The organism is Streptomyces sp. NBC_01017, from assembly GCF_045162795.1.
Lineage (GTDB): Bacteria > Actinomycetota > Actinomycetes > Streptomycetales > Streptomycetaceae > Streptomyces > Streptomyces machairae.
On sequence record NZ_CP108683.1, the window covers coordinates 4,979,300 to 4,992,813 of the forward strand.

The following is a 13,514-nucleotide window of genomic DNA, read 5'->3' on the forward strand; positions in this document are numbered from 1 at the left end:
GCGGGAGCCACCCGCAAGGAGGCCCGCCGACCCCCGCCGGGACCAAGAAGTGGTTGGAATCACGCGTCCTCGGGTAGGCGCGGCTACCAACCCGTGAGCCACCGGGTTCCCCAGGGGAAACACCCAGTGAATCCTCCTGGCCCCGGACCGGACCCACGCCCCGTGGCCCGGCCCTGTCAGTGCCCGCAGGTAGATTCGGTCGAGGCCGGTGTGCCGCCCGCACACGGCATCGACCGGCCGTCACCGACGATTGCAGGAGTGATTCGCGTGGATCGTGTCGCGCTGCGCGGCCTGAAGGCCCGCGGGTACCACGGTGTGTTCCCCGAGGAACGCAGGGAGGGCCAGACCTTCGTCGTGGACCTCGTCCTGGGCCTGGACACCCGGCCGGCCGCCGCGGACGACGACCTGGCGAAGACCGTGCACTACGGCGTCGTGGCGGAGGAGGTCGTGGCCATCGTCGAGGGCGAGCCGGTCAACCTCATCGAGACGCTCGCCGAGCGCATCGCCCAGGCCTGTCTGAAGCACGAAGAGGTCCAGGAGGTCGAAGTCGCCGTCCACAAGCCGGACGCGCCGATCGCGGTCCCCTTCGACGACGTGACCGTCACCATCACCCGGAGCCGAGTATGACTGCACCGTTCATCAAGGGCCCCAACGACCCGACCGTACAGCCGGTACCCGCCTCCGTCGTCGACCAGGTCGACGCCGCCGACACCACCCTCAGCAACCCGAAACGGGCCGTGATCTCCCTCGGCTCCAACCTGGGCAACCGCCTGGAGACCCTGCAGGGCGCCATCGACGCCCTGGAGGACACCCCCGGCGTGCGCATCAAGGGCGTATCCCCCGTCTACGAGACGGAGCCGTGGGGCGTCGAGCCGGGCACCCAGCCCTCGTACTTCAACGCGATCGTGGTCCTCAAGACCACGCTGCCCCCGTCCTCCCTGCTGGAGCGGGCGCACGCGGTCGAGGAGGCCTTCCACCGCGTCCGGGACGAGCACTGGGGCGCGCGCACCCTCGACGTCGACATCGTCTCGTATGCCGACCTCGTCTCCGACGACCCGACCCTCACACTTCCTCACCCGCGCGCCCACGAACGCGCCTTCGTCCTCGCCCCCTGGCACGACCTGGAGCCCGAGGCCCAGTTGCCCGGCCGCGGCCCGGTCGTCGACCTGCTCGGCACCGTCACCAGGGACGGCGTAGCACCGCGCCAGGACCTGGAACTCCAGCTGCCCGAATAGTCGTTAAGGTCAAGACGACCACATTCCGTGGGGACCCGGGGGAGCTGAAGGGGCACCGTGAGAGAGCTGCGCATCAGGTTGCTGGCAGGCGTGTTCATCGTGGCCGGAGTCCTGTCCTGGGCGGGCGCCCGGCTTTGGAACGCCATCGGGACCCTGCCCAGCGTCCCGCTGGCCGCGCCCATCGTCCTGGCGGTCATCGCCGTGATCCTGCTCGCCACGGCACTCTCGATCCGCGCCCGCCTCAAGGCCCAGCGGGAACGCCGCCCGGACGCCAAGGGCGTCGACCCGCTCATGGCCGCCCGCGCGGTCGTCTTCGGCCAGTCCAGCGCCCTGGTCGCCGCCCTCGTCGCCGGTATGTACGGCGGCGCGGGCGTCTTCCTCCTGGAGTCCCTCGACATCCCCGCCCGCCGCGACCAGGCCATCTACGCCGGCTTCTCCGTCGTGGCAGGCATCGGCGTAATAGCGGCGGCCATCTTCCTGGAGCGCGTCTGCAAACTCCCGGAGGACGACGAACACAACGGCGCGGGGGCGGCGCCGACCACGTGAGAGTCACCAGGGTTGGCGAGCCAGGTGGCCGTTCACGAGGAAGCCCGGGTAGGGCTCGAGTCGGTAGCTGTAGAGAGTGAACGGTTTCGGGCTTCCGGCCCCGCGCGTCCGAACGTCGCGCACTTCGACCCACGTCGACTCGATGAGCTCCAACGGGTGCTGCTCGGGCTTGAAAGTCCCTCGTGACGGCCAGCTGTCGGCTACGACCAGGTGCGAGGCCAAGCCGTTGCCCCGAGGCTCTCCCTGTCCCGGAGGACAACACGGGGCAACCGTTGCCGCATGTGATGCGCGTCGCCACCCACGTACTGACCCGGTTTGATGGTCAGCCGCCACGGTGAACGACACATGGTCGGTCACGACATCCACGACCTCGCGGACCTTGACCGCCACCACTGAGTGACCGTCGTCTGGACCGTGCGCTCTCCGTCCAGCGTCCAGAGTCGGCTGCCCACCCGGACATTCCGCGCCTGTAAGCGCGGTCAGCGAGCCAGTATCAGGCTCATTGCCTCGGCCCGGGTCGTAGCATCCCGAAGCTGCCCACGGACCGCCGACGTCGTGGTCTTGGCACCAGGCTTGCGGATACCGCGCACCGACATACACATGTGCTCGGCCTCGATAACGACGATCACCCCACGCGCCTCAAGGATCTTCATGAGTGAGTCGGCGACCTGCGTGGTGAGCCGTTCCTGCACCTGAAGGCGGCGGGCGAACACCTCGACAAGCCTCGCCAGCTTCGACAGGCCCGTGATCTTGCCGCTTTCCGCCGGGATATACCCGATGTGAGCTACGCCATGGAACGGCAACATGTGATGTTCACACAAAGATACGATTTCAATGTCCTTGACCAGGACCATCTCGTCATGCCCGATATCGAACGTAGTCGTCAGGACATCCTCGGGCTGCTGCGTGTGTCCAGCCAAAAGCTCCCGATAGGCCCGCGCCACCCGCCCCGGCGTCTCCCGTAGCCCCTCCCGGTCCGGGTCCTCCCCGACCGCGATCAGCAGCTCGCGCACGGCGTTCTCGGCGCGCTTCTCGTCGAACTCGCCGACGCGGCCCTCGCCGTCCAGCGTCACGGGGTCGGTCATGTGGTGCCTCGATCCTTTGCGGGGGCGCGTGTGGGTCACGCGTCTGAACTGCCGGCATACGAAAATGCCGCGCCCCCCAGGCTAGAACCTGGGGGGCGCGGCATTCATTCCGGGCCTGGTGTGGTCACCAGGGCCTGGGCGGCGTCAGCTCTCCGGACGCTCCTCGGGGGCCGGTTCGGCCGCCGGGGTGGGCTCCGTCGCCGTCGCCTTGGCGGTGGTGATTGCCGGCGTCGCGCCGTTGGCGCCGTTCGTCAGTGCGAGCTCCTTCGGGGAGAGCACCGGCGGACGGGTGGACGGCGTGCGGCGGGAGGAACCGGTCCAGGCGGGCCGGGGCGGACGCTTGACGATGGGGGCGAAGATCTCGGCGATCTCCTCCTTGCCCAGCGTCTCCCTCTCCAGCAGCTGAAGCACCAGGTTGTCGAGGACGTCGCGGTTCTCGACCAGGATCTCCCAGGCCTCGTTGTGCGCGTTCTCGATGAGCTTCTTGACTTCCTCGTCCACCAACGCGGCGACCTCTTCCGAGTAGTCGCGCTGGTGAGCCATCTCACGTCCGAGGAACGGCTCGGTGTTGTCGCCGCCGAACTTGATGGCACCGAGGCGCTCGGTCATGCCGTACTGCGTGACCATCGCGCGGGCCGTGGTCGTGGCCTTCTCGATGTCGTTCGCCGCGCCCGTGGTCGGGTCGTGGAAGACAAGCTCCTCGGCCGCACGGCCGCCCAGCATGTAGGCCAGCTGGTCCAGCATCTCGTTGCGGGTCGTGGAGTACTTGTCCTCCTCCGGCAGGACCATCGTGTAGCCGAGAGCACGGCCTCTGGAGAGGATCGTGATCTTGTGGACCGGATCGGAGTTCGGGGAAGCCGCCGCGACCAGGGCGTGTCCGCCCTCGTGGTACGCGGTGATCTTCTTTTCCTTGTCCGACATGATCCGGGTCCGCTTCTGCGGGCCCGCCACGACGCGGTCGATGGCCTCGTCGAGCATCTGGTTGTCGATCAGCTTCCGGTCGCTGCGGGCCGTCAGGAGCGCCGCCTCGTTGAGGACGTTGCTCAGGTCCGCGCCGGTGAAGCCCGGCGTGCGGCGGGAGACTGCCGACAGGTCGACGTCCGGGGCGACCGGCTTGCCCTTCTGGTGAACCTTGAGGATCTCCAGACGGCCCTGCATGTCCGGGCGGTCGACCGCGATCTGGCGGTCGAAGCGGCCGGGCCGCAGGAGGGCCGGGTCGAGGATGTCGGGACGGTTCGTCGCGGCGATGAGGATCACGCCGCCCTTGACGTCGAAGCCGTCCATCTCGACGAGCAGCTGGTTCAGGGTCTGCTCGCGCTCGTCGTGACCGCCGCCGAGGCCGGCACCGCGGTGACGGCCGACCGCGTCGATCTCGTCGACGAAGACGATCGCCGGGGCGTTCGCCTTGGCCTGCTCGAACAGGTCACGGACTCGGGAGGCACCGACACCGACGAACATCTCGACGAAGTCGGAACCGGAGATCGAGTAGAAGGGCACACCCGCCTCGCCCGCGACGGCGCGCGCGAGCAGGGTCTTACCGGTGCCGGGCGGGCCGTACAGCAGTACGCCCTTGGGGATCTTCGCCCCGACGGCCTGGAACTTCGCCGGTTCCTGCAGGAACTCCTTGATCTCCTGGAGTTCCTCGACCGCCTCGTCCGAGCCGGCGACGTCCGAGAACGTCGTCTTCGGGGTGTCCTTGGTGATGAGCTTCGCCTTGGACTTGCCGAAGTTCATGACCCGGGAGCCGCCGCCCTGCATCTGATTCATCAGGAACAGGAAGACGACCACGATCAGGACGAAGGGAAGCAGGGAGAGCAGGATGCCGACGAACGGGTTCTGCTTGGACGGCGAGACCGTGTAGCCGTCCGGGATCTGCTTCTGCTGGTACTTGTTCTGCAGCGTGTTGGCGATGTCCACGCCTTGGTCGCCGATATAGCTCGCCTGGATCTTGGTGGCGTCCTCGACCTTTTCGCCGTCCTTGAGCTGGACCTTGATGATCTGCTCGTCGCCGGTTGTCAGTTTGGCCGACTCGACCTTGTTCTCGTTGATCGCCTGGACGACCTGGCCGGTGTCCACCGTCTTGTAGCCGCCGGACGAGCCGACGACCTGCATCAACACGACCACGGCAAGGACGGCCAGCACGATCCACATGACCGGCCCACGGAAGTATCGCTTCACGTCCATCCATACGGAGCGGTGTCGCCCCGTCCCTCCTGCCATAGTGAGTTTGATAAGACAGTTCTTCTGACGGTACCCCAGCTTCGTCGCCCGTAGCCGCACGGGACGGCCGGTAAGCCCGTCTGCATGCTCCAACGGCGCGAGGCCCGCCGGGGTTCCCGATCTTCGTACGGGTGTTGGGCCCTTCGGGTCCGCGAGCGCGAACCGCCGGACTCAGCCGCCGTATACGTGGGGCGCGAGCGTACCGACGAACGGGAGGTTGCGGTACTTCTCGGCGTAGTCGAGGCCGTAGCCGACGACGAACTCGTTGGGGATGTCGAAGCCGACCCACTCCACGTCGATGGCGACCTTCGCGGCGTCCGGCTTGCGCAGCAGCGTGCACACCTTGAGCGACTCGGGCTCGCGCGAGCCGAGGTTGGACAGCAGCCAGGACAGCGTCAGACCGGAATCGATGATGTCCTCGACGATGAGGACGTGCCTGCCCTTGATGTCGGTGTCGAGGTCCTTGAGGATCCGCACGACACCGGAGGACTGGGTGCCGGCGCCGTACGACGACACGGCCATCCAGTCCATGGTGACGGGGGTGGACAGCGCCCGCGCGAGGTCGGCCATCACCATCACCGCGCCCTTGAGGACTCCGACGATGAGCAGGTCCTTGCCCGCGTACTCCGCGTCGATCTTCGCGGCCAGCTCGGCCAGCTTCGCGTCGATCTCTTCCTTGGTGATGAGCACCCGCTGGAGATCGGCACCCATGTCTTTCGCGTCCACCCGCATCACTTTCGGTCGGTCGTCCCGCATTGGTTGGCTCGGCTTGATTGGCTCGGCCGGCCCCTCCGGCGTGTTCGCGGAGGGGTCGGGAATCAGCCTTGCCGAATCACCAGTCTGCCACCCTGGCGCTGGGCGACGACTTTGCCGGGGAGATTGATGGCTCCCTGTCCGCGCCAGCCGGTGATCAGACGGTCGACTTCCTCGATGTGGCGGGCGAACAGCGCACCGGCGGGCGCACCGGCCTCGATGGCGGCGCGGCGCAGGATCCGGCGGCGTACGGCGGGCGGCAGCGCGTACAGCTTGGCGCACTCCAGGAGGCCGGTCGCGTCGCGTACGGCGGCCTCGGCCTGGCCGGCCCAGGCGTCGAGCGCGTCGGCGTCGTCGCGGGAGAGCTGGGCCGTACGGGCGAGCGCCTCGACGACGCCCTTGCCGAGCGCCTTCTCCAGGGCGGGCAGGCCCTCTTGGCGCAGGCGCGAGCGCGTGTATGCCGGGTCGGCGTTGTGCGGGTCGTCCCAGACCGGCAGGGACTGGACCATGCAGGCCTTGCGCGCGGTCTGCCGGTCGAGCCCGAGGAAGGGGCGGCGGTATCGGCCGCCGGCCCCCGAGACCGCGGCCATTCCGGACAGGGAGCGGATGCCGGAGCCTCGGGCGAGGCCGAGCAGGACGGTTTCGGCCTGGTCGTCCCGGGTGTGGCCGAGCAGGACGGCGATGGCGCCGTGGCGTACGGCAGCGTCGTCGAGGGCGGCGTAGCGGGCGTCACGGGCGGCGGCCTCGGGTCCGCCGGAGCGGCCGACGGTCACGGCGATGGACTCGACCGGTTCGAGGCCGAGTTCGCGCATGCGCAGGACGACTTCGTCGGCGCGCAGGTCGGAGCCGGGCTGCAGACCGTGGTCGACGGTGATGCCACCGGCGCGGATGCCGAGTTTGGGGGCCTCGAAGGCGAGGGCGGAGGCGAGGGCCATGGAGTCGGCGCCGCCGGAGCATGCCACGAGCACGAGCGGGGAGGGGGGTCGCTCGTGCGGGGTGGTGCGCGGGGGCTCCTGCGGGGCCCGGCCGGGGAGCGCGTACGACGGTTCGCGCGCCGTGTCGTGGGCGGCGGGCACTGCGCCGGTCGACGTCACGTACGGCGCCGGGGGCAGCGACATGTGCGGGATCTCGTACGAGGTCGCGCGTCGACTGCCGGGGGTGAGGGCGTCGGTGGTGCGGCTGTGTTCGGTCAGGATGTCGTGGAGGACGCGGCGGACCGCCAGGCGTATCGCCGCGACCGCAGGATGGGGACCCATGTCCGGTTCCCTTCATGAAGTTTTCGGGGGGTGAGCCCGAGCTCGGTCACTCAGAGTGTGTAGATGGTGACAGAGACGGGCCGTTCCCCGAGCATTGCACGCCTACCCATGGCTCACGGTCCCTCGGACGGGTGATTACAGGGGCGTTCGCCTGCCGTCGGCCGGATTCGGTTCACGACCTTCGTATGAGATGCACGACTCGGCGCGCGATTCACGACTCCGCCTTGCGATGCACCCGCGCGATCCAGTCCGCCGGTTTGGCGATCTCCGCCTTGGTCGGGAGGGTGTTGGGGGACGTCCACACGCGGTTGAAGCCGTCCATGCCGACCTGGTCGTGGACGGCCCGTACGAAGCGTTCGCCGTCGCGGTACTGCCGCAGTTTGGCGTCCAGGCCCAGCAGTTTGCGCAGGGCGATGTCCAGTCGGGAGGCGCCCTTGGCGCGCCGCTGCTGGAACTTCTCGCGGATTTCGGCGACGGTCGGCACGACCTGGGGCCCGACTCCGTCCATCACGAAGTCGGCGTGGCCCTCCAGGAGCGACATCACCGCGGTGAGCCGGCCGAGGATCTCGCGCTGGGCCGGGGTCTGCACCAGTTCGACGAACGAGCGTCCGCCGTCGTCCTCCTCGGCCTCGGGCCGGCCGCCGGCGAGCGACTGCGCGGCCTCGCGGATGCGCTCCAGGACGGTCATGGGGTCGACATCCGTCTCCCCCAAGAAAGACTGGATTTCGCCCTCCAGGTGGTCCCGCAGCCACGGCACGGCGCTGAACTGCGTGCGGTGCGTCTCCTCGTGCAGGCACACCCACAGGCGGAAGTCGTGGGGCTGTACGTCGAGTTCGCGCTCCACGTGGACGATGTTCGGGGCGACGAGCAGCAGTCGGCCGGCGCCGTTCTCTCCCGCCGGGAGTTCGCGGGTGGCCGGGGCGAAGGTCTCGTACTGGCCGAGGACCCGGGAGGCCAGGAAGGACAGCAGCATGCCGAGTTCGACGCCGGTTACCTTGCCGCCGACGGCGCCCATGACCGCGCCGCCGGGGCTGCTGCTGCGGCGCTCCTGCATCTTGTCGAGCAGGGGCTTGAGGATCGCGCGGAACCCGGCCACGTTCGCCCGCACCCAGCCGGGGCGGTCGACCACCAGGACGGGGGTGTCGTGGGTGTCCTCCGTGCCCATACGGGTGAAGGCCCGGACGTGTTCCTCCGAGGCCTTGGCATGTCGGCGCAGCTCGGCGACGACGGCCCTGGCCTCGTCTCGGCTCACCTCGGGGCCCGGCCGCACGAGCCGGGTCGCGGTCGCCACCGCGAGATTCCAGTCGACCATCTCGGCACCACCGATGCTCGTCATGTGTCAACCGTACGTGAGCGTTCCCACTTGGGGCAGGCCGTGGGGATTTGCGGGGGCGGGGTCGGCAGGGGCGGACGCGAGGTGGACGGCACCCTCAGGTGCCTAACCGCAGCCGCAGGCCGCCAGTGCCGTTGCCGTTCTGTCCAGGGCCGACTGGGCCGCTTCCTTGTTCGTCGTGTTCGTTGCGAGGAAGGCGAAGGCCAGCAGGTGGCCGTCCTGGTCGACGACCGTGCCGGCCAGGGCGTTGACGCCGGTCAGGGTGCCTGTCTTGGCTCGGACGATGCCGGCCGCGCCGTCGGTGTAGCGGCTGCTCAGGGTGCCGGTGAAGCCGGCCACCGGGAGGCCGGTCAGAGCCGCGCGCAGGTGCGGGTGGGCCGGGTCGGCCGCCTTGGCCAGGAGGGACGTGAGCAGGTCCGCCGTGAGTTTGTCGTCGCGGTTGAGGCCGCTGCCGTCCTTGAAGGAGACGCCGGACACCGGCAGTCCGAGCTCCTTCAGCTGGGCCGCGATCGCCTGCCCGCCGCCGTTGAAGTCGGCGCGCTTGCCGCTCGCCACGGCCGTGTGGCGGGCCAGGGCCTCGGCGATGTCGTTGTCGCTGTTGGTGAGCATGCGCTCGACCAGGGAGGAGAGCGGGGGCGAGGAGACCGCGGCGAGGGCCTCTGCCCGGTTCGTGGCCTTGGACGGGCCGGGGGACGTCGTCTTGATGCCGCGGTCGGCGAGGAAGGAGGCGAACTTGGTCGCCGCGTCCGTCGCCGGGTCCTCGGCCCGGGTCACCGGCCCGCTGGTGGAGTCGTTCGGGCGGGCCTCGTCGGCCATGAGGGCGCTGACCGGGGCGAGGTTGCCGTCCTCTCCGATGGGGTGCAGTTCGGGGCCCGCGTAGAGCGTTTTGTCATACGAGAGAGTGACCTCGCGTACGTCACGCTTTTTCAGGGCCTTTGCGGTCGCGTCGGCCAGCTCGCGCAGGCTCGCCCACCCGCCGGCATCCTTGCGGGCCGTCAGGGTGGGGTCGCCGCCGCCGACCAGGACGAGTTCCTTGGTGTCGGGTTCGAGGGCGGTGCGGGTCGTGAGGCGGTGGTCGGGGCCGAGCGCGGTGAGGGCGGCCGCGGCGGTGGCGATCTTCGTCGTCGAGGCGGGCGTGAGGGGCTCGCCGGCTCCGACGCCGAAGAGGCGCTTGCCGCTGGCCACGTCCACGATCGCCGCCGACCTGCGCGTGCCGAGCTCCGGGACGTCCAGGAGGGGTCCCAGGAGATCGCTGAGAGCCCTGCTGTCCGGGACCGAATTCACGGTGCCGACGCCGCCGCCGAGGCCGGTCAGGACGGAGCCCGCGGAGGGGGCGGGACGGGGCGCCTCGCCCGCCGCCTCGGATGAACCGGACGTATCAGTACGACGACCGTGATCTGCGCCACCCGTGCGCTCCTGGGCGGCCGCCCACTCCCGCTCGGCCGTACGCTGACCGGTGGAGTCCCAGGGGCCGGCGGCGGTCACCACTCCGGCGGCCAGTGCCAGTCCGGCGGTGGCGGCGCCCGCGGTGTACTGCCAGGTCTTCGGCTTGCGGCTCCGCACGGCCTGCGGTGATACGGCTCGCGCGAGCCGTGTGACCTGCGGTTTCACGGCCGTCGCGGCGCGTGCGAGACGTGGGCGTACGGCGTCCGCGGCCCGTGCCAGACGCGGTCGAACGGCGCCCGCGACCCGCGTCACATGCGGTCTCGCGGCTCGCCAAGGCCTCAGCTCTGGCACGACCACCAGCCCCTTTCGCGATCACACACCTGCGTGAGGGACACTTAACCACCAGAACTATGTGCTGATCATGGAGGAGCCACCGGTGGAGTTCGACGTCACGATCGAGATTCCGAAGGGTTCGCGGAACAAGTACGAGGTGGACCACGAGACCGGTCGGATCCGCCTGGACCGTCGACTCTTCACCTCGACCGCCTACCCGACCGACTACGGCTTCGTCGAGAACACCCTCGGCGAGGACGGCGACCCGCTGGACGCGCTTGTCATCCTGGACGAGCCGACCTTCCCGGGCTGCCTCATCAAGTGCCGCGCGATCGGCATGTTCCGGATGACGGACGAGGCGGGCGGCGACGACAAGCTGCTGTGCGTGCCGGCGACGGACCCGCGCCAGGAGCACCTGCGTGACATCCACCACGTCTCCGAGTTCGACCGCCTGGAGATCCAGCACTTCTTCGAGGTCTACAAGGACCTGGAGCCCGGCAAGTCCGTCGAGGGCGCCGACTGGGTGGGCCGCACCGACGCCGAGGCCGAGATCGAGCGGTCCTACAAGCGCTTCAAGGACCAGGGCGGCCACTGAGCCACCGGCACCTCTGAGCCACAAGTGAACGGGCTGCACGCGTGCGCGTGCAGCCCGTTCGCGTGTCTGTGCGCATACTGAGAGCGGCAGGAGGTGTCGTACAGGGAGTGCTGCGCAGGTGACGGACGCGGAGGACCGCAAGCCCCAGTCGGACGAGGCGAGGATGGCCTTCACGCCTCCCGCCGGGATCGAGGTGGGCGACAGCGAGTCGGAGACCACGTCCGAGTTCGCCCTGCCCAAGGGGCTGGACGTGCTGCAGCCGCCGCTCCACGAGCCCGAGGGCTCGGCGTTCACCGCGCCCAGCGGCTACACCGTCGAGGACGCCCCGCCCGCGTTCACCCCGGCCGGCGGCATACCGCGGATAAGCCTGACCAAGGACCTGCCCTGGCAGGACCGGATGCGCACGATGCTGCGTATGCCGGTCGCCGAGCGGCCCGCGCCGGAGCGGATGCCGCGGGCGGAGGACGAGGGCCCGGCCGTCCCGCGCGTGCTCGACCTGACCCTGCGTATCGGCGAACTGCTGCTGGCGGGCGGTGAGGGCGCGGAGGACGTGGAGGCCGCGATGTTCGCGGTCTGCCGTTCCTACGGCCTGGACCGCTGCGAGCCGAACGTCACCTTCACGCTGCTGTCGATCTCGTACCAGCCATCGCTGGTGGACGATCCGGTGACGGCGTCGCGTACGGTGCGGCGGCGCGGCACCGACTACACGCGTCTGGCCGCCGTGTACCAGCTCGTCGACGACCTCAGCGACCCGGAGAGCCACATCTCCCTGGAGGAGGCCTACGGGCGGCTCGCGGAGATACGCCGCAACCGGCACCCGTACCCGACCTGGGTGCTGACCTCGGCGAGCGGTCTGCTCGCGGGCGCGGCCTCGGTGCTGGTCGGCGGTGACCTGATCGTCTTCATCGCGGCCATGTTCGGCGCGATGCTCGGCGACCGGCTGGCGTGGCTGTGCGCGGGGCGAGGGCTGCCCGAGTTCTACCAGTTCACGGTGGCCGCGATGCCGCCGGCCGCCATAGGGGTCGCGCTGACGCTGGGGCACGTCGACGTGAAGGCGTCCGCGGTCATCACCGGTGGGCTGTTCGCGCTGCTGCCCGGACGGGCGCTGGTAGCGGGCGTGCAGGACGGGCTGACCGGCTTCTACATCACCGCGGCCGCGCGGCTGCTGGAGGTCATGTACTTCTTCGTCGGCATCGTCGTCGGCGTGCTGGTGATCCTGTACTTCGGCGTGAACCTGGGTGCCAAGCTCACCCCGGACGAGGCGCTGCTCGCCTCCGACCGGCCGTACTGGCAGATCGCCGCGTCGATGCTGCTGTCGCTGACCTTCGCCGTGCTGCTCCAGCAGGAACGGACCACGGTGCTCGCGGTGACCCTCAACGGGGGTGTCGCCTGGGTTGTCTACGGCGCGATGCACTACGCCGGTGGGTTCTCGCCGGTTGCCTCCACGGCCGTCGCTGCCGGGCTCGTGGGGCTGTTCGGGCAGTTGATGGCGCGGTACCGGTTCGCGTCCGCGTTGCCGTACACGACTGCGGCGATCGGGCCCCTGTTGCCGGGTTCCGCCACGTACTTCGGGCTGTTGGCGATCGCGCAGAACGATATCGACGAGGGGCTGGTGTCCTTGGCCACGGCGGCTTCCCTGGCCATGGCCATTGCGATCGGGGTCAACCTCGGGTCGGAGATCTCCCGGTTGTTCCTGCGGATCGGGTCGCCGGAGAAGCGGCGAGCTGCCAAGCGGACTCGAGGGTTCTGAGCGCCTGGCAGCTCGATTGTCTCCGCCTGAAGGGGCGCTTCAGTAACCCTGGTTCGGCGGGTACTGCTGGTTCTGCTGGCCGCCGTACGGCTGCTGCTGGCCGTAGCCCTGGGGGTACTGCTGGGCGTACGGCTGCTGTTGGGGCTGCTGCTGCGGCTGCTGTTGGCCGTAGTACTGCTGGTCGTAGTCGTACTGCTGCCGGCCCTGGTTGCCGTACTGCTGCTGGCCCTGGTTGCCGTACTGCTCGTCCTCGGAGGGGACGCGGCGGAGCTGGGTCGTCGCGTCGTCCATCATCGGGGCCTGCTGGGACTGCTGGGCCGGTGCGGCCGGAGCCTGGGCCGCCGCGCGCTTCTTCTTGGCGCGCTCCCGCAGGTACTCGATGATGATCGGGACCACGGAGACGAACACGATCAGGACGAGGATCGCTTCGACGTTCTTGTTGATGAAGTCGATCTGGCCGAGCCAGTAGCCCGCGAGGGTGACGCCGGTGCCCCAGGCGATACCGCCGATGACGTTGTACGTGAGGAACGTGCGGTACTGCATCCGGCCGGCGCCCGCCACGATCGGGGCGAAGGTGCGCACGATCGGCACGAAGCGGGCGAGGACGATCGCCTTCGGGCCGTACTTCTCCATGAACTCGTGGGCCTTCTCCAGGTTCTCCTGTTTGAAGAGCTTGGAGTTGGGCCGGTTGAAGAGCTTCGGGCCGAAGAACTTGCCGATCATGTACCCCACCTGGTCGCCGATGACGGCGGCCAGCACGATCAGGGTGCACACCAGCCACAGCGGCTGGCTGATGTAGTTCCCCTCGGCAACGAAGAGGCCCGCCGTGAACAGCAGGGAGTCCCCGGGCAGGAACGCGAAGAGGCCGGACTCGGCGAAGACGATCAGCAGGATGCCGGGGAGGCTGAACGTCTCGATCAGATAGTCCGGGCTGAGCCACTCGGGGCCGAGCGCAAGCGTGGTCACGGGATTGTGGCTCCTGCGGGGAGGGGGCGGAGGCGAAGCTGGGTGCTCAAATTATC

12 protein-coding genes are annotated in these 13,514 nt (G+C 69.3%); 5 read left to right on the forward strand and 7 right to left on the reverse strand.

What is annotated here, in order from left to right; genetic code table 11:
- The first annotated feature begins 267 nt into the window (after window positions 1-267).
- From folB to OG331_RS22565, 3 genes are read left to right on the forward strand one after another with little or no spacing between them, the layout of a single operon-like run.
- Window positions 268-627 (forward strand): dihydroneopterin aldolase, encoded by a 360-nt coding sequence (gene folB / locus OG331_RS22555; RefSeq protein ID WP_406199012.1) that lies wholly within the window; start codon window positions 268-270, stop codon window positions 625-627.
- Entirely contained in the window at window positions 624-1,235 is a 612-nt protein-coding gene (gene folK / locus OG331_RS22560; protein ID WP_406199014.1) for a 2-amino-4-hydroxy-6-hydroxymethyldihydropteridine diphosphokinase, read from the forward strand. The genes folB and folK overlap by 4 nt, the downstream gene beginning before the upstream one ends.
- Window positions 1,236-1,292: 57 nt before the next feature.
- On the forward strand, window positions 1,293-1,781 hold the full coding sequence (locus tag OG331_RS22565) for a DUF3180 domain-containing protein (protein ID WP_328880152.1): 489 nt from the start codon (window positions 1,293-1,295) through the stop codon (window positions 1,779-1,781).
- A 479-nt stretch (window positions 1,782-2,260) separates the two neighbouring features.
- On the opposite strand, the gene folE is transcribed toward OG331_RS22565, so the two are convergent.
- The 6 genes from folE to dacB all read right to left on the reverse strand — a co-directional run bounded on the left by folE (window position 2,261) and on the right by dacB (window position 10,171).
- Window positions 2,261-2,866, reverse strand: coding sequence for a GTP cyclohydrolase I FolE (gene folE / locus OG331_RS22570; protein WP_406199017.1), 606 nt, complete (start codon window positions 2,864-2,866; stop codon window positions 2,261-2,263).
- A gap of 144 nt (window positions 2,867-3,010) precedes the next feature.
- Complete coding sequence (gene ftsH / locus OG331_RS22575; RefSeq protein ID WP_328884371.1) at window positions 3,011-5,050, reverse strand: ATP-dependent zinc metalloprotease FtsH; 2,040 nt, start codon at window positions 5,048-5,050, stop codon at window positions 3,011-3,013.
- A gap of 207 nt (window positions 5,051-5,257) precedes the next feature.
- Window positions 5,258-5,818, reverse strand: coding sequence for a hypoxanthine phosphoribosyltransferase (hpt, locus tag OG331_RS22580; protein WP_328884372.1), 561 nt, complete (start codon window positions 5,816-5,818; stop codon window positions 5,258-5,260).
- A gap of 86 nt (window positions 5,819-5,904) precedes the next feature.
- A complete protein-coding gene (gene tilS, locus OG331_RS22585) occupies window positions 5,905-7,095 on the reverse strand; it encodes a tRNA lysidine(34) synthetase TilS (protein ID WP_406199019.1) in 1,191 nt (396 codons plus the stop codon).
- A 211-nt stretch (window positions 7,096-7,306) separates the two neighbouring features.
- Window positions 7,307-8,431, reverse strand: coding sequence for a zinc-dependent metalloprotease (locus tag OG331_RS22590; RefSeq protein ID WP_362383936.1), 1,125 nt, complete (start codon window positions 8,429-8,431; stop codon window positions 7,307-7,309).
- Between the two features lie 102 nt (window positions 8,432-8,533).
- Window positions 8,534-10,171, reverse strand: coding sequence for a D-alanyl-D-alanine carboxypeptidase/D-alanyl-D-alanine-endopeptidase (gene dacB, locus OG331_RS22595; protein WP_406199022.1), 1,638 nt, complete (start codon window positions 10,169-10,171; stop codon window positions 8,534-8,536).
- Between the two features lie 79 nt (window positions 10,172-10,250).
- On the opposite strand from dacB, the gene OG331_RS22600 reads away from it, so the two are divergent.
- Both OG331_RS22600 and OG331_RS22605 read left to right on the forward strand, forming a co-directional pair.
- Entirely contained in the window at window positions 10,251-10,742 is a 492-nt protein-coding gene (locus OG331_RS22600; RefSeq protein ID WP_164425123.1) for an inorganic diphosphatase, read from the forward strand.
- Window positions 10,743-10,860: 118 nt separating this feature from the next.
- Window positions 10,861-12,492 carry a threonine/serine exporter ThrE family protein gene (locus tag OG331_RS22605; RefSeq protein WP_406199024.1) on the forward strand — a complete coding sequence of 544 codons (1,632 nt, stop codon included), beginning with the start codon at window positions 10,861-10,863 and terminating at the stop codon, window positions 12,490-12,492.
- 39 nt (window positions 12,493-12,531) lie between these two features.
- Here OG331_RS22605 and OG331_RS22610 read toward each other — a convergent pair whose 3' ends face one another.
- The gene (locus OG331_RS22610; protein WP_406199026.1) at window positions 12,532-13,458 is read right to left on the reverse strand and encodes a DedA family protein; all 927 of its coding nucleotides are present in this window, start codon (window positions 13,456-13,458) and stop codon (window positions 12,532-12,534) included.
- Between the last annotated feature and the right edge of the window lie 56 nt (window positions 13,459-13,514).